This is a genomic window from Natronomonas gomsonensis (assembly GCF_013391635.1).
Classification (GTDB): Archaea; Halobacteriota; Halobacteria; order Halobacteriales; family Haloarculaceae; genus Natronomonas; species Natronomonas gomsonensis_A.
The window spans coordinates 388450-404625 of the sequence record NZ_JACAWU010000002.1; the positions used below are offsets into that span (position 1 = coordinate 388450).

The 16176-nt window shown below is 65.0% G+C and carries 16 protein-coding genes; 9 read left to right on the forward strand and 7 right to left on the reverse strand.

Translation table 11 applies throughout. The features are described from left to right. Positions 1–31 precede the first annotated feature (31 nt). The 3 genes from HWX69_RS10335 to HWX69_RS10345 all read left to right on the forward strand — a co-directional run bounded on the left by HWX69_RS10335 (position 32) and on the right by HWX69_RS10345 (position 2188). Entirely contained in the window at positions 32–187 is a 156-nt protein-coding gene (locus tag HWX69_RS10335) for a hypothetical protein (RefSeq protein ID WP_178917032.1), read from the forward strand. Positions 188–356: 169 nt separating this feature from the next. After that, on the forward strand, positions 357–1610 hold the full coding sequence (rbcL, locus tag HWX69_RS10340; protein ID WP_178917033.1) for a type III ribulose-bisphosphate carboxylase: 1254 nt from the start codon (positions 357–359) through the stop codon (positions 1608–1610). Between the two features lie 59 nt (positions 1611–1669). After that, positions 1670–2188: a hypothetical protein gene (locus HWX69_RS10345; protein WP_394353442.1), complete on the forward strand. Its 519-nt coding sequence runs from the start codon at positions 1670–1672 to the stop codon at positions 2186–2188. Positions 2189–2192: 4 nt separating this feature from the next. Here the strand turns inward: HWX69_RS10345 and HWX69_RS10350 are convergent, their stop codons facing one another. Continuing rightward, the gene (locus HWX69_RS10350; RefSeq protein ID WP_178917034.1) at positions 2193–2744 is read right to left on the reverse strand and encodes a hypothetical protein; all 552 of its coding nucleotides are present in this window, start codon (positions 2742–2744) and stop codon (positions 2193–2195) included. Between the two features lie 84 nt (positions 2745–2828). On the opposite strand from HWX69_RS10350, the gene HWX69_RS10355 reads away from it, so the two are divergent. Continuing rightward, positions 2829–5483 (forward strand): AAA domain-containing protein, encoded by a 2655-nt coding sequence (locus HWX69_RS10355; protein WP_178917035.1) that lies wholly within the window; start codon positions 2829–2831, stop codon positions 5481–5483. Positions 5484–5523: 40 nt separating this feature from the next. Here HWX69_RS10355 and HWX69_RS10360 read toward each other — a convergent pair whose 3' ends face one another. The 4 genes from HWX69_RS10360 to HWX69_RS10375 are packed head-to-tail and all read right to left on the reverse strand — an operon-like array spanning position 5524 to position 9642. Then, positions 5524–7122, reverse strand: a complete 1599-nt coding sequence (locus HWX69_RS10360) for a hypothetical protein (protein ID WP_178917036.1) — start codon at positions 7120–7122, stop codon at positions 5524–5526. Further along, positions 7113–7847 (reverse strand): ATP-binding cassette domain-containing protein, encoded by a 735-nt coding sequence (locus HWX69_RS10365; protein WP_178917037.1) that lies wholly within the window; start codon positions 7845–7847, stop codon positions 7113–7115. The genes HWX69_RS10360 and HWX69_RS10365 overlap by 10 nt, the downstream gene beginning before the upstream one ends. Before the next feature lie 49 nt (positions 7848–7896). Continuing rightward, on the reverse strand, positions 7897–8787 hold the full coding sequence (locus HWX69_RS10370; RefSeq protein WP_178917038.1) for a beta-keto acid cleavage family enzyme: 891 nt from the start codon (positions 8785–8787) through the stop codon (positions 7897–7899). 36 nt (positions 8788–8823) lie between these two features. Continuing rightward, complete coding sequence (locus HWX69_RS10375; RefSeq protein WP_178917039.1) at positions 8824–9642, reverse strand: enoyl-CoA hydratase/isomerase family protein; 819 nt, start codon at positions 9640–9642, stop codon at positions 8824–8826. Between the two features lie 141 nt (positions 9643–9783). Here HWX69_RS10375 and HWX69_RS10380 point away from each other — a divergent pair, with 141 nt between their 5' ends. Beyond that, a complete protein-coding gene (locus HWX69_RS10380; protein ID WP_178917040.1) occupies positions 9784–11559 on the forward strand; it encodes an acyl-CoA dehydrogenase family protein in 1776 nt (591 codons plus the stop codon). Between the two features lie 69 nt (positions 11560–11628). On the opposite strand, the gene HWX69_RS18270 is transcribed toward HWX69_RS10380, so the two are convergent. Further along, complete coding sequence (locus HWX69_RS18270) at positions 11629–11754, reverse strand: hypothetical protein (RefSeq protein WP_281361567.1); 126 nt, start codon at positions 11752–11754, stop codon at positions 11629–11631. A gap of 195 nt (positions 11755–11949) precedes the next feature. Next, positions 11950–13839, reverse strand: a complete 1890-nt coding sequence (locus HWX69_RS10385; protein WP_178917041.1) for a M48 family metalloprotease — start codon at positions 13837–13839, stop codon at positions 11950–11952. A gap of 120 nt (positions 13840–13959) precedes the next feature. Between HWX69_RS10385 and HWX69_RS10390 the strand changes: the two genes are divergently transcribed. Genes HWX69_RS10390 through HWX69_RS10405 form a run of 4 tightly spaced genes read left to right on the forward strand, consistent with a single transcriptional unit; the run spans position 13960 to position 16175 of the window. Next, a complete protein-coding gene (locus HWX69_RS10390) occupies positions 13960–14355 on the forward strand; it encodes a nuclear transport factor 2 family protein (protein ID WP_178917042.1) in 396 nt (131 codons plus the stop codon). Then, positions 14355–14594 carry a hypothetical protein gene (locus HWX69_RS10395; protein ID WP_156708689.1) on the forward strand — a complete coding sequence of 80 codons (240 nt, stop codon included), beginning with the start codon at positions 14355–14357 and terminating at the stop codon, positions 14592–14594. Before HWX69_RS10390 ends, HWX69_RS10395 begins: the two co-directional genes overlap by 1 nt. A 49-nt stretch (positions 14595–14643) precedes the next feature. Beyond that, complete coding sequence (locus HWX69_RS10400) at positions 14644–15810, forward strand: thiolase C-terminal domain-containing protein (protein WP_178917043.1); 1167 nt, start codon at positions 14644–14646, stop codon at positions 15808–15810. Next, positions 15807–16175 (forward strand): Zn-ribbon domain-containing OB-fold protein, encoded by a 369-nt coding sequence (locus HWX69_RS10405; protein WP_178917044.1) that lies wholly within the window; start codon positions 15807–15809, stop codon positions 16173–16175. Before HWX69_RS10400 ends, HWX69_RS10405 begins: the two co-directional genes overlap by 4 nt. The last annotated feature ends 1 nt before the right edge of the window (position 16176 follow it).

The following is a 16176-nucleotide window of genomic DNA, read 5'->3' on the forward strand; positions in this document are numbered from 1 at the left end:
ATTTATATGCGATGGGTGCCGACACACTGGTATGGTTAAACACCACACACCATACGAGTACGGCGACGCTGAGACGGAAGCGCTGGGCGAGGACCCGCCGCACGAACGCCAACACGGCGTCGACACGGTCATCGTCGACGGGTCGGTGATGAGCTACAGGAGCTACACCAGCGAAGAGCCGGACTGATATCGGGCCGAGCGACTCGGCCACCGACCGGTCGCTGCCGACGGCCGGTCCGGTACGGCGAAACACTGTTCTCGACTGACTTCGACGCTCTCGTGAGCGCTGCTCTTCTGCTCGGAATCGCACCGGCCGGCAACCCGTATTAAGTCACCGGGGGACGAAGGTTCTCGGTATGGAGTACGCCGACTTCCTCGACGAGAGCTACGACCCCCAACCCGACGACCTCGTCTGTACGTTCCGGCTCGTGCCGGGAGAAGGACTGTCGGTCGAAGCGGCAGCCGCTCGGGTCGCATCCGAGAGTTCCAACGGCACGTGGGCGGCGCTCTCGCCGGAATCCGACGTGCGGCAGTACTCGGCTCTGGCCTGCGACATCGGCGACGTTGGCGAACACGGAACCGAGGTGACCGTCGCCTACCCCGAGGCGCTGTTCGAGGACGGCAGCATGGCACAGGTGCTGTCCTGTATCGCCGGCAACATCATGGGGATGAAAGCCGTCGACACCATCCGACTGCTCGACTGTGAGTGGCCCGAGAGGCTGGCCACCTCGTTCCCCGGACCGCAGTACGGCTCGGCGGTCCGGACCGAAATCCTCGACGCTGGGGACCGACCGCCGCTTGCGACCGTCCCCAAGCCGAAAGTCGGGCTGTCGACAGAAGAGCACGTCCAGGTCGGCTACGACGCGTGGGTCGGCGGCGTCGACCTCCTGAAGGACGACGAGAACCTCACCGACCAGGACTTCAACCCCTTCGAGACGCGCGTTGCCGATTCCCTGGAAGCGCGGGACCGCGCCGAGGAGGAAACTAGCGAGCGAAAGGACTACCTCGTCAACATCACCGCCGAAACCGACGAGATGGTCCGCCGCGCCGACTACGTCGCCGACCAGGGTGGGTCGTTCGTGATGGTCGACATCATCACGGCGGGCTGGAGCGGCCTCCAGACTGTCCGCCGCCGGACCGATGACCTCGATTTGGCGATTCACGCTCACCGCGCGATGCACGCGGCTTTCGACCGCCTGCCCCAACACGGCGTCTCGATGCGCTGTCTCGCACAGTTCGCTCGACTGGCCGGCGTCGACCACATCCACACCGGTACCGCCGGACTCGGCAAACTGGAAAACGAAGACACTGCCGGCATCAACGAGTGGCTCCGCTCGGACCTCCACGGTCACAACGACGTGCTGCCGGTCGCAAGCGGCGGCCTCCATCCGGGCATCGTCGACCAACTGCTCGATGCGCTGGGAACGAACGTCATGGTGCAGGCCGGCGGCGGCATTCACGGCCACCCCGATGGCACCGAAGCGGGCGCTCGCGCACTCCGGGCGGCCGTCGACGCCTCCGTCGAGGGCGAGTCACTCCAGTCGCGCGCCGAGTCCGTTCCGGACCTCGCCACGGCGCTGGAGAAGTGGGGCACCGAGACACCACGATAACACGCCAGCAGTCGCCACGTCTCACGAACATTTATTCGGTCAGGTGTCCATCAGGTGGTGTGATTCTCACCACTCTTGGCGCCGTGGTGCCGCTGGCAGTAGAGGTCGATATCGGCTCGCAGGTCGATGTCAATCCACTCGTCAGTTTGCTTGGTAGCGCCGTCGGCGCCTCCCTGACGACGCTCGTCGTCGGCGCCATCATGATAGCTCTCGCTCCCGAATACACCGAGATTCTGATGGCGGACGTACTCGATAACCCCCTCGGCTCGTTCCTCTATGGACTCGTCTGTCTGGTGTTCGTCGTCCTCGTCACGTTCGTCCTCGCCATCACGATTATCGGGCTCGTCGTGGCGATTCCGTTCGCGCTGATTTCGTATCTCGTCTGGGCCGTCGGCGCGGCCATCGCCTTCCTCGCTATCGGCGACCGACTCGTCGGCCACGACGACGGCTGGCCGAAACCGCTTCTCGTCGGGGCGGCAATCAACGGTGCGCTGACGCTCACCGGTATCGGGAGCATCGTCACGTTCGGTATCGGCGCCGCTGGGTTCGGCGCCGTTCTGCGGGCGTATCTCGAATAAATCGCTACTGGAAGCCCCGGCCCACGTCGCTCTCCTCGATGAGGTCGTCGAGTTCCTTCGTCAGCAGTTCCTCGGCCTCCTCGAACGTCTCCGAGAGGTCGTCGAGACCCTCGGGGCGGTCGTACATGTCGTAGGCCATCGGGCCGTGTGCGGGGCTGTCGAGGGCGTCCATCACGTCTTCGAACAGCGCATCGCCGGTCGTCGGCGCCTCCGCGTGGGTCTCGATGACTGTTTCGAGTTCCTTCGCGCGCTCTTTGGCCTCGTCTTCGTCCTCGATACCCTGATTGACGCCGAACCGACCACCGCTGTCCTGTCCGGGAAACAGCGGGTCGAGTTCGTCGTCGATTTTACGGGCGACGCGGGAGCCGACCCCCTGTACCTCGAAGGGGTTCTTCGCGTAGGTCTTCAGCTGATAGACGCCGACGGAGGGGTGGCCGAGGAACATGTCCTCGCCGACGCCGCCGCGACGGTCGCCGGCCACCGCTCGCCAGTCGCCCGGGTCCGCTCCCGAGTCGACCACGTCTTCGAGGATGTCCTGCCAGTCACGGACGCGCATACCGCGTTCTCGGTGCGGCAACGGAAAGAAGGTGTCGGCTTCGACGACCGATAGCGTTTTTCCGCCGAGGACGCAGGGGAGTATGTGAACATCAGAGGCCCCATCGTCGAGGCACGCGACCCCCGAACCGTCGAGACGAGTCGCGGGACCTCCGAACTCGCCGAAGTACTCGTTCGGCCCGACCGAGGGGCCGCCGAGGCGGTGCAGGTGACCCTGTGGGGAAAGTGGACCGAAACCGCCGAACTGCTGGATGAGGGAATGGACTTGCTCGTCACCGACGCCGAAGAGCGGGAGTTCCGCGGGGAGACGCAGTACTCGACGACCGGCGACTCGCTCGTAGTTGTCGAACCCGACTTCCTCGTCGACGTGACCGACATCCGCGGGTGGGTGCAGTGTCCCCGCGTCTACTATCTCAACAAACTGAGCGGGATTCCGCTGAAATACCCGGTCGTGAAAGGGACCGTCGTTCACGAGGTGTTCGGCGACCTTCTCAGGGGCCGAGACCTCGACGACAGCATCGACGAGCGGGTCGCCGAGGCCGCACTAGATTTGGGATTGCTCGGGGAGACGGCCGACTCGGTCGCCGACGACGTACGGCAGAACGCCGCCGCGATTCAGGGGTGGCTCCAGCAGGGCACCCTCTCTGATGAGGATTCCTGGCGCTCCGAGCAGACGCTCATCTCCGAACGCTTCGGCATCAAGGGGCGGGCCGACGCCGTCAGACGCGGGATGCCCGTCGAATTGAAGACCGGCAAGAACACGACGCGGGACCCCCGATTTCAGGACAAGGTGCAGGCGGCCTGCTATGCGCTGCTTTTGGCCGACAGCGTCGCCGACGCGCCGGACACCGGGACGCTCTTGTACACGAAGAACACGGCGCTGGACCGAAACGAGGAATCGGGGGACCTCTCGCCGGCCAAGGAGTTCGCCATCGGCCCCGGATTCCTGAAGTTCGTCCTCCGGCAGCGAAACGAAATCGCCGCCGCCGAGTACGACCTGACGGTGCCGACGGGCTACGAGGCCGACGCGAAATGCGAGTACTGCTTCGAACAGGACACCTGCATGGTCGTCGCCGGCCGTCTCGACCAGGAGTCGAAAGCCGGCCAAATCGGCCACCCCCTCCCCGAGGAGGAACGGGCGTACTTCGAGCGTTTCTACCGTGCCATCGAGGAGGAACGCCGGGAGGTCCACCGCGAGTACCGCAAACTGTGGGAGCAATCCGCCGAGGAACGCGCCGACGACGACCGCGCACTGCTGGACCTCGAACCGCTCGGTCGGGAACCGGTGTCGGGCGGTCGCTGGCGACTGCGGGCCCGACGAACCTCCGAGGCGGTGTCGAAGATACGCGAGGGCGACCGGGTGCTGGCCAGCGACGGCCATCCAACACGCGGGACGGCGGAGTTGGCGACCGTGGAGGAGTTGGGTGACGAAATCGTCGTGACTGCCGACGAACCGCTCGAACTTCGTCGACTCGACGTGTACCCCTCCGAAATCGGCGTCGACAGGCAGTTGACGGCGCTCCACGACGCCATCCTCCGTGGCGACCCCGACCGTAAGGACGTGCTGTTCGGCCGTCGCGACCCCGATTTCGCCGATGGGAACCGAACCTACATCGACAACAACGACGCCCAGAACGAGGCGGTGAACCTCGCGGTCACCGCCGAGGACTTCACGCTCGTTCACGGCCCGCCAGGGACCGGCAAAACCTACACGCTTGCGCGAACGATTCGCGCCCTCGTCGACCGCGGCGAGCGCGTGTTGCTGTCGGCGTTTACGAACCGCGCCGTCGACAACGCTATCGAGGCCCTCGAGGAGCAGGGCTTCACCGACATCGTCCGCTGGGGGTCGGAGACGGGCGTTCGGAAGGACATGCAGGCGTACCGACTCGAACGGTCCGGAGACCCCCGAGAGCGTGCCGCGACGCTTCGAGACGCCAGCGTCGTCGCGGCGACGACGGCCGCCTGCGGGTCGCGCGTCCTGAAGGAACAACAGTTCGACGCCGCCGTCGTCGACGAGGCCGGACAGTTGACCGAACCGGGGACGTTCCTCGCGGCGAACCTCGCAGACCGGTTCGTGTTGGTCGGCGACCACCAGCAGTTGCCGCCCGTCGTTCGGGCCGAAAACGACCTCCAGGAGTCGCTGTTCCAGCGGCTCATCGAGGCGTATCCGGACGCCGGCGTGATGCTCGACAAGCAGTACCGGATGAGCCAGCGCGTGCAGTACTTCTCGAGTCGGGAGTTCTACGACGGGGCGCTTCGGCCGGCGACCGGCGCGGTCGCGGCCCAGCGACTCGACGATTTGCCGGGCGTCTCGACGGACGCGCTACCGCCCGAACTCCGGGACCCTGTCTCCTTTGTCGACCCCGACGGCGTCGCGGACGGGAACACGAACTCCATCGAGGCCGACCGCGTCGCCGAAGTCGTCGCGTCGTTCCGCGAGGCTGGCGTCGACCCCGATGATATCGGCGTCATCGCGCCGTTTCGGGCACAAGTCGCCGAGATTTCGCGCCGGCTGCCGGACGTGGCTGTCGACACCGTCGACCGGTTCCAGGGCTCCGCCAAGGAGGTCATCGTCATCTCCTTCGTCACCACCGAGGACCTCACGAGTCCAATCTTCGAGGATCACCGTCGGGTGAACGTCGCGCTGACGCGGGCGAAGAAGGCGCTCGTGTTGGTCGGCGACCGTGGGGCGCTCTCGACGGACCCCTTCTACGCGCGGATGCTGGAGTGGGCTGCGTGAGCCGAGCGATAGGGAGGTCCGCTGGGAGTGAACCCTTTGGTCACTCGTAAGTGAACGTCTCGACACGACGGATTGCGTAGCGATAGCATACGAATCCGACGACTGCGAGGAACGCCGAAACAACCCCGACCGGCAGGACTCGGATGGCGACCGAGGGCGTATCGAGGAGGTGCGGGACGGCGATTGCGAGAAAGCCGACGAGTGCAGCGATACCGACGCCGAAGAGGTGGCCGAAGACGGCCCACGGCGTCGGCTGAACTGCCTCGACGCCGAAGACGCGCTGGGAGTCGAAGTTCGGGACGAGCGTCCCGAGGCCGACGGCGAGTGCGGCGCTGTACCCAGTCAGGACGACGCCGAAGGCGACGACGAGTGCGGCGGTCGTGAGCGTCATCGGACCGACGACGCCCGCGACGACGGCGAGTATCAACGCCGGTGGCAACAACGGCGCGATACCGGCCGCCAGACGAGCACGGACCAGCGTCCGGCCGGCCGCCCCCGCGAGAACGACGGTCGGCAGCGCAGCCCCCTCGTCGCCGAGGGGATTCAGCCCGAAGGTCGCACCGGCGAACAACGCACCGACGCCGAGGGTGACGGGCGGAAGCCACAACAGCGGCGTTTCGGCGCCCGCGAGCGACCCCAGCGCAGGGAACGTCGCGAAGACGACGTACAGCAAGTGGACGAACCCGGTGGGTGCGCGAACGCCGCGGAGCCACAGCCAGAACACCGCCCGGCCGAGAGGTCGTCCCGACAGGACTGCCGGTACGTCGACGGTTCCCTCGTCGTCAGCCGTGTCGGTTCGGTGCGTGGCGTCGCCGAACCACAGTCTGGTCGACAGCGGTATCGACGCCGCGAGGCCGACGACGGTGAGCGAACACATCATCGCGATGCCGAGGGCCGTCTCGATGCCGACTGGCGGAGCAGTCGGTACCCCGAGGACGAACAGGTCGGCGTACGGCGCCAGCGGGATGGCAGCGAGCACCGACGGCGGCGACCGGAGGAAGGCGAGTGCCTCCGGCGTGAGGGCGAACGTCCCGCCGACCAGCACGACCGCGCCGAGGATGCCGAGCAGTTGGCCACGCCGTCGGGTTACTCGGAACCGCCGACCAGCCAGGCGAACGAGTAGACCGAGGGTGTACCCGACGGCGAGCGTTGCGGCCAGTGCAGGGACAGCGGCGAGAACGGCGACGACCCCCATCGCTGGCGCACCGAGACCGAGAAGGAAGGGTCCGTAGACCACGAGGAAGACGGGACCGAGGACGCCGAGGGTGCGGAGGAACTCGGCGCCCATGAGGCCGACGGTGAGCGCACGCGGGGAGATGGCCGTTAGGAGGTAGTCGGCGTGGTCGACCGTCGAGGCGCGTTCGAGCGCCCGGATGACGCCCAACCCGACGAGGCCGGCGAAGGTGGTGACGAACTGTCCACGGACGACCGTCGTCGACAGCGTCACCTCGCCGCTGGCGACCGCGTTTCCGGTCAGATACAGCGACGGCACGGCGCCGACGAGGACGGGTGACATAGCGAGGAAGGCGACCCCGAGTGCAGCGAGTTGCCGTCGATCCGACAAGAGGGCCCGGAGACTGCGTCGCGTCTCGGTCCGGGCAATCGTCCACGCGACGACGGCGTCGGCTCTCAGTCCCATCCGTCGGTGATGTCGAGGAAGGCATCTTCGAGACTCCCTTCGTCACCCTCGACGCGCTGTCGGAGCGTCTCGGGGGACCCCTCCGCCAGGAGGTGGCCCTCCGAAAGGACGCCGACGGTGTCGGCGAGTTCCTCGACGACCGGGAGGATGTGCGTCGAGAGGAACACCGTCACGTCCTCGGCAGCGAGGTCGGCGATGAGGTCACGGACGGTCCGGGCCGCCCGGGGGTCGAGACCGCTGGTCGGCTCGTCGAGGAAGACCACGTCCGGGTCGTGTAACACCGTCGCGATGAGCGCGGTCTTTTGTCGCATTCCCTTCGAGTACGTGCCGATACGTCGGTCGGCGTCGTCGGCGAGACCGAAGCGGTCGAGGTAGGCATCGATGCGCTCTTCGATGTCGCCCAGTCGCCGGAGGTCAGCGACGTAGCGCAACCCCTCTCTGGCGGTGAGTTCGTCGTAGACGGGCGGTACCTCCGGGAGGTAGCCGACGTGTTCGATGACGGCTCCGCGGTCGGTCACGGGGTCGCCACAGACGGACGCGGTCCCCTCGGTCGGCCGCGTCAGCGTCGTCAGTAGTCGCATCGTGGTCGTCTTGCCGGCGCCGTTCGGGCCGAGGAAGCCGTAGACGCTGCCGCGCGGAATCGAGAGGTCGAGGCCGTCGACCGCCGCGGTCGAGCCGTAGCGTTTCGTCAGACCGTCGGCGGCGATGGCAGGGCTGGAGGACACGTCTCGGGACTGAGGCCCACGGTAGCAAAATACCGTCGAAAGCGGGGGCTCAGAAGTGGTCGGCGTCGATTTCCATGATGTCGGCGGCCTCTTCGGGCGTGGCGGGTTCCCGGCCGACGTTGCGGGTCATCTCGGCGGCTTTCGCGACGAGTTCGGGGTTCGTCGACATCTCGCCGTTCGGGAGATAGAAGTTGTCTTCGAGGCCGACGCGGACGTTGCCGCCCATCGCGAGGGCGGCGGCGACGAGTTGCCACTGCTCTCGGGAGATGCCGATGACCTGCCAGTTGGCGCTGTCGGGGAGCTGTCGGACCTGGTGGGCGAGGTTCTCGACGGTCGGTGGGATGCCGCCGAGGACGCCCATCACGAGCGAGAAGTTGATGGGATGTTCGAGTTCGCCTGATTCGACGAACGGCCGGATGTTGCCGATGTGGCCGGTGTCGAAACACTCCAGTTCGGGTTTGACTCCCGAACCGTTCATGGCCTGCAGGAACTCCCGTATCTCGTTGAACGGGTTCTCGAACACCATGTCGAAGACGAAGTCGTCCCTCGATTCGGAGTACTTCGCGTAGTTCATCGACCCCATGTTCAAAGCCGCGATGTCGGGCTGGACGCCCTCGACGTACTGGACGCGGGTGTCGACGGGTTCGTGGAGCGCGCCCGTCGAGAAGTTGATGAGGATATCGGTGCGGGCGCGAACCTCGTCGTATATCTCCTGATACGTCTCCTCGTCGAAGGTCGGCGAACCGTTGTCGGTGCGGGCGTGGATGTGTGCGATGGCCGCGCCGTTCTCGCGGGCCGCAGCGGCGTCTTCGGCGATTTCCTCGGGCGTGTAGGGAATCGCTTCACACTGGTCGCGGGTGGTGAGCGCGCCCGTGAGGGACGCACTGATTACTGCTTTGTCGGGGTCGTTGCCTTTGATTGAGTCTTGTTCGATTGTCATGGTTGTGTCGTGGTGTGGTTTCGGTCGGTTAGCGGGTTATTCCTCGTCGGAGCGGCCCTTCCAGTCTGGTTCGCCGTCGGTGAGAAAGGAGTTGAATCCCTCTTCGGCGTCGTCGCTCATCGCGAGCATCGTCACCATCTCGCGCATGTAGTCCAGCGCCTCGTCGAAGTTCATCTCGCGTTGGTTGTAGAACGACTCCTTGCCGATTTCTATCATGAACTCCGAGGGCGTCACGAGGTCGTCGACGAGTTCGTTCAGTTCCTCGTCGAACGCCGCCTCGGGGACGAGGTCGGTGACGAAGCCGATGTCCTGAGCTTTCTCGGCGTCGAAGTGTTCTCCGGTGAAGAGGTACTTGAACGCCTGTTTCTCGTTGACCGTCCGCATGATAGGGACGAGCGCCTGTGCGGGGAAGATGCCGATGTCGACCTCGGGGGTTCCGAAGGTGGCCTCCTCGCTTGCGACGATAACGTCGCAGGCGGCGGCAAGGCCCATCCCGCCGGCCAGGCAGTAGCCTTCGACGGCGGCGACGGTGAGGGCGGCGGTGTCGACGGCCTTCTCGATGAGTTGTTTCATGCCTGCGAAGCCCTCGCGGTAGGCCTTCGACCCCTGTCCGACGGCGCTGGCCATCGACTTGATGTCGCCGCCGGCACAGAAGGTGCCCCCCGCGCCTCGGATGACGACCACGCGTGCGGGCCCGTCGTCGGCGAAATCGAGGACGGCCGAGAGGCCGTCGATGACGTTGCCGTTTAATGCGTTGCGCTGGTCGGGGCGGTCGATGGTCGCCCGGACGACGAGGTCGTCGTCGTCGACCGTCACGTCCAAATCCTCGTTCGAGAGTTCGTCGCTCGTGGCCATCCTGTCGAAGGCATGCGGTGGCGTCGGTATGACGATTTCGGACAGGTGTAAACGAACAATTAGTTTAACCGTGAAATACGGAATCGAGGTTTTCCGGCCGTCCGGCGTGGGTTTATACTTCGGGACTCGAAACGATTCGGTATGGCGACCGACCCGATACAGTACGGCGACTACGACGAAGGCCGGTACTGCAACTACTGGGAGTTGGACCCGACGCTGCAGTTCGAGGCCCGTCGCATCTACCCCGAGGACGAGTACGAGTGGGCCGAAGACGTGTTGTCGGGCTACGGTGAGGTTCTCGGCGAGCGAATGGCTGACACCGCCGACCGCATCGACGAGGAAGGCCACGAACTGCAACCGTTCGACAAGTTCGGTAACCGGCTCAACGAGGTGGAGTACCACCCACTCATCGAAGAACAGGAGCAACTCACCTACGAGGAGTTCGGCGTCACCCACGACGCATTCCACGCGCCGCCGGGCCGCGACGAGCCAGTCGGGTTGAGCCACACCCTGATGATGCAGGCACTACTCTCCTACGTCGACGGCGGGTTCTGCTGTCCGGTGTCGATGACGACCGGCGCGGCTATCGTCCTCGACAAGTTCGACGACGGCGAACTGGAGGAGTACTTCCAGGGGCTCACCAGCCGCGACCTCGAAGACCACATCGAGGGTGCGATGTTCCTCACCGAAGAGCAGGGCGGCTCCGACGTCGGGGCAAACGAGGTTCGCGCCGAGCCACAGGGCGACGGCACCTACCGGCTGTACGGCGAGAAGTGGTTCTGCTCGAACATCGACGCCGAGGGCGCACTCGCGTTGGCGCGGACGCCCGACGCTCCCGAGGGAACCGAGGGGCTGTCGCTGTTCCTCGTTCCGCGGACGAAACCCGACGGCGAGGTCAACGAGTCACACTTCCGCCGACTGAAGGACAAACTCGGCACCATCTCGGTGCCGACCGGCGAAATCGAGTTCGAAGGCGCAGAGGCGTACCTCGTCGGCGAGGAGGGTAAGGGCTTCAAGTACATGGCCGAGATGATGAATTTCGAGCGCCTGACGAACGCGACGGGTGCAATCGGTATCATGGGCCGGGCGCTGCTGGAGGCGAAGGTTCGCGCTGCGGACCGCGAGGCCTTCGGCAACCCCATCGACGAGTACCCCCTGATGCGCCGGGACCTCGTGGACATGTCCGTCGACTACGAGGCCGGCACCGTCTTCTCCTTCGAGGGTGCGCGCCTGCTGGACGAACGGGAACGGCAGGGCGACGACTCCGAGGCGTACCAACTGATGCGGCTGTTCATTCCCATCGCGAAGTACAAGACGGCGCGGATGTCCGTCGACACGGCGTCGTACGCGATGGAGATTCTCGGCGGGAACGGCTACGTGCGGGAACACACAACCGAGCGCCTGCTGCGGGACGCACAGGTACTGCCCATCTGGGAGGGTCCCTCGAACATCCTCGCGTTGGACGTGCTGCGCGCCCTCAACCGCGAGAACGCCCACGAGGCGCTGCTCCCGTACGTCCAAGAGAAACTCGGCAGCGTCGAACACCCGCTGTTGGAGGAGTTGGCCGACGAAGTCGAAGCCGAGTTCCTCGACCTCCAGAACGCCCTGGCGACGATGGCGACCGAAGACGGCGACTACGCGCAGTATCACGCGAAGCGGCTGGCGGATTTCATCTTCGATGTTGTCAGCGCGGCACTCCTGCTAGAAGAGGCCCAGTGGCAAATCGACGAGGAAGACAACGGCCGGAAGGCGCTCGTCGCCCAGCGGTTCGTCGAGACGCGCTTCGGCGACGACGAAGCCTACGGTGTCGCCTCCGGGGACCGCTTCGCGATGGACGAGGAGAACTTCGACGCCGTTGCCCACTACGCCGGCGTCGAACCGGAGTCGCTGGTCGAGGCGACGCCGGCCGACGACTGAAACAGCGAGTCGCTTCGAACGAAGCCGTCGCTTTGCGGCGTGAAAACGGTAGAATACTGGACTGACTGCTTACAGGCGGTGGCTGAATACCGTCTCTTCGAGGGTCTCCGTTTCGAGGGTCGAGGGGGTGGACTCGTCGGTCTTAATCGGGACCATCGGCGCGCCGGTGTTGGTTTCGTCGGTGTAGCGGGTCATGTGTCGTCGGGCGCTTTCGCGCTGTACTCCATGAACAACAGTGAGGGATAATAAAGTTAATGAACGATAATGTTAATACACCTCTATGAATTTAAGGTAGTTTTCATACCGAAGGTTTTTGAGACAATATGGGTGAAATTTTCTATGATATTCAACTAATACGCGCTCAAAAATTAATGTTTTGGTCAGATAGCATCACCACTGTTCGTTACGGAGGCGGCGAATCCGGTTCTCGTTTGAAGGATGGGTTGTCGGTCGCCACGTCAACAGTTCGTTCACTCGTTCGAGGAACCGACTCGTCGGTGTGTCGTCCTGTTCGAACTGTTTGGGGAACCATTTGCGGGCTTTCGACTCGACGGACTCGGCGTCGGTAGTTCCCTCGATGGGCCGAGAAACGATGCCGAGCGTGGCGCTTGCTGCAAGGCGGGCGTCGGTTGTCGGACGGTGTTCGGGTCCAAGGGTTTCGAGAGCCGATGCGAGGGCTCCGGGTTGGCCAACCAATCGCACAGCGGTCCGGTCGGCTGCGTACTCACGGGCGCGGGCGTGAAAACGCATACAGACTCCGTTGACCGCAAGCAGTCCCCGTGTGGCAGTACTCACAGCGATGTATACCGGGATGGCAAGCAGTGCCGGCGCCAAGAGGACCAGTAACACAGGTGAGGCGAACAATAGCGGAAATAGCCGGAACCAGTCGGCGAACCGCCGTTCACGGCGCCTGAGTGCCCTCGATAGCTCCGATATCGCCGCCGCGACCGTGGCGACGGTCGTGTCCCGGTTGGCAATGTGTGCGATTTCGTGGGCTAGAACCGCCTGTAGTTCCTCGCCGTCGAGTTCGTCGAGCAACCCCGTCGTAACGGCAATCGTGGGTTCACGTCCGTCGGCCGTCGAGAGGCTGTTCGGTTCCGGGCTGTCGATTATCACGACGTCTGGCGGCGGCACCTCGACCGAATGGGCCAGACGACGAACCCGAGCCTCGACGTCCGCTAACCGTTCGTCCGCGACTTCTTCCGCTTCGAGCGCTCGTCGCTTTCCAACCCCGGCCTCCACGAGCAGTAGCCCGACAGCCGCGACCGGTAACAACACGGCCAGCACCCCCACCGGGACCGCGAGGCCGAGTGCTGCCGCCACATGATAGACGATGCCCCCAAGTCCCACGAAGAGGGAAAGATTCAGGAGGACGACGACGAGCAGCGTCGCCAGCAGTCGAACCCGCAGCGAGGGGTCGGGCAGCCGAGCCAGCACCTGCGAGGGGAACGCTGACTCCGATTTCGGGAGGTTGGCATCCGCGAGGTCGGGTTCGGCTTCCGTGGGGTAGGTTCCGCGACGAACGCGCACGGCGTCGTCGGCGAGCAAGAGACAATAGGTCGAAACTCCTCCGACGACCGGAAACAGTAGGTGCGGCCAGAGGGGAAGGAACGTCGCCGTCGATAGCAGTATCCAGATGAAATACAGCGGCCACAGCGCGACTGCGAGGAGCGCACCGCCCAGACTGAACGCGACGTGTTCGGCAACGGGCCTGACTGGCGTCGTCCCGGAGACACGAAGGCCGAGGGAGATGCCGATGCCAAGCGACAGGACGACGGCACCCGGACGGAACGTCTCGGGTGCCGCGATGAGCAGACCGGCGACGACTGGATATCCGACACCCAGTACAGTCAGAATCCGTATCCTTGTTTTCCCTGGCGGGTCGGCCGACCAGCGTTCGGCAGCCTCGGTGTCGAAGGTGTCCCCTTGACGGATGCTTTTTCGAACCCGATGAAACGGCCTGGCGGCGTCGTGGGGAATCTCGGACCTATCCTGACAGTTGTTGAAATATTCCGTCGTGCTGTACAACAATGCGGAGCAAACTGCAACGGCGAGCACCGTCAGAACCACCAATGGAGCCAGTTCATGCTCCATGAGGTCCGTTCCCATCTCCTGCTTGGCGACTTCGAGCATCCCCACCACGAACAGCATGGCGAACACGCCAACGACCGCCCCGAACCTCACGAACCGGTCGAAAAGAAATGCAGTACTCGCTATCACGGGCCCGACGACGAGCCCGTAGATTCTGGCCCACTCCTCGGAGGCACTTATCAGCAGCATTGATAGTCTCACCAACAGTTCGATTTGAGTCCGGCGCGCGAATTGTATTAGAACTTCGGTCCGAACGGTGCCCTCTGCGACAATCAGTAGGAGTAAGTCCCCACCAATCGAAGCGCGGGCATGGACGCCGAGTCGACGGTTCGGGCGTACTACGATTCGCTCCGGTCGGGCGAGCCGCTGTATCCGTTCTTCGCCCGCGAGGAGTCGACCGTCAAGTTCGGCATCGGCGAGCGACTGACGGGGTACGAGGAGGTCGAAGCCGGCCTCCGAAAGCAAACCGAGTCGACCGATGGCTGGGTCGTCGACAGCGACCGACTGGTCGTCACCGAACGCGACGACCATGCGTGGTTCTCCGACGACGTGTTCATGGCCTGGAACAGCCTCGAACGCGGCATTCGATACGAGTTCGAAACCCGCTGGAGCGGCACGCTCGAACGGCGCGGCGACGACGCGGATCTCGGCACCGACTGGCGGTTCGTCGGGATGCACGTTTCGACCGAGGGGGGAACGAACTGATGGTCGGACCCATCTCCGACGAGGACCGCGAGCGGACGATGCGCAAGCTAAAAATCGGGTCCGTCCTGCTCGTCGGCGCGTCGGCGGGCCTCATAACGCTACAGGGCGATGCCTCCATCGAAGTCGTCGCGGGGGCGATTGCAATCGGCCTGCTCGTCGGGATGGCACTCGTGTGGTATCTGTTCCCCGATACGGAGGCGCTGTCGCCGGCGTCGAACCGGGAGTACCGCCGAAAGTAAGGGTTTCAGTTCCGCATCCGTTATAAGTCACACTCCCCCACGGTGTGGTATGGCACGCGCAGCAGTCGTCGGCGCCGGCATGACGAAGTTCGGCGTTCACGACAAACCACTCCAGGAGCTGTTCGGCGAGGCGGCGCTCCCCGCACTCGACGATGCGGGCGTCGAACCGTCCGAAATAGACGCCTTCTACTTCGGCAACGCCATGAGCGGACAGGCCGAAAACGACACCCACCTCGGCCCGAAACTCGCCTCCCACGTCGGGATGGCCGGCGTTCCGGTCCAGCGCTTCGAGGACGCCTGTGCGACCTCTTCGAACGCCTTCAAAAACGCCGTCGAGGCGGTCGATGCCGGCATCCACGACGTTGTCTTGGTGGGCGGGGTCGAGCGCTGTACCCCCGAAACCGGGAAGGACACCGCGGCGATGACGCGCATCTTCGCCTCCGCGTCCCACCGGCAGTACGAACAGCCCACGGGGCTGACCTTCCCCGGCGTCTTCGCGCTGTTCACCAAACGCCACATGCACGAGTATGGGACGACCGAGGAGCAACTCGCGGAAGTCGCCGTCAAGAACCACGGCAACGGGGCGTTGAACCCCAACGCCCACTTCGGCAAGGAGACGACCGTCGAGGAGGCACTCGACGGCCCCATCGTCGCCGACCCGTTCCGACTGATGGACTGCTGTCCGTTCTCCGACGGCGCCAGCGCCGTCGTCGTCGTCAGCGACGAGATGGCCGATTCCTACGACGCTCCCGTCGACGTGTCGGGCGTCGGCCACGCGACGGACGTGGTCCCCATCGGCGACAAGGACACCCCGCACGTCACCCAAGCCGCACGCGACGCGGCCGCCCAAGCCTACGAGCAGGCCGACAGCTCGGCGGCGGAGATGGATTTCGCCGAAGTGCACGACTGTTTCACCGGCGCGGAAATACTCGCCAGCGAGGCGCTGGGCCTCGTCGAGGACGGCCAGGGCGGACCAGCGGCCGAGGCGGGCCGGACGGCACGGGACGGCGACGTACCGATCAACCCCTCCGGCGGTCTGAAGGCGAAGGGCCACCCCATCGGCGCGACGGGCACCGCCCAACTCGTCGAGTTGACCGAGCAACTCCGCGGAACGGCGGGGGAGCGACAGATAGACGGCGCCGACCGCGCCGTCGCGCACAACCTCGGCGGGGACGCTGCCACCACCGTCGTCACGGTCATGGAGGCCCGCCGATGAGCGACCGACTCACACACGGCGAGTGGAGCGACGCGGTCGAGTCCGGCGACCTCCTCGGACAGACGTGTTCGGACTGCGGGAAGACCCAGGGCACGCCGAAGGCGGCCTGTCCGCACTGTGGCTCTCGGGACCTCGAAACGGTGGAACTCCCGACCGAGGGCGTCGTCTACACCGAGACCACCATCAACGTCCCGCCGGTCGGCGTCGAGGAACGCGGCTATCAGGTCGCCGTCGTCGACCTCGGCGAGGCGCGCGTGATGGGGCGACTCTCCGATGGCGAGGTCGGAATCGGTGACACCGTCGAAGTTTCGGGGTTCACCGAGGACGACGACGGCTACGTCGCTCCGGCGTTCGAACCGCGATAGG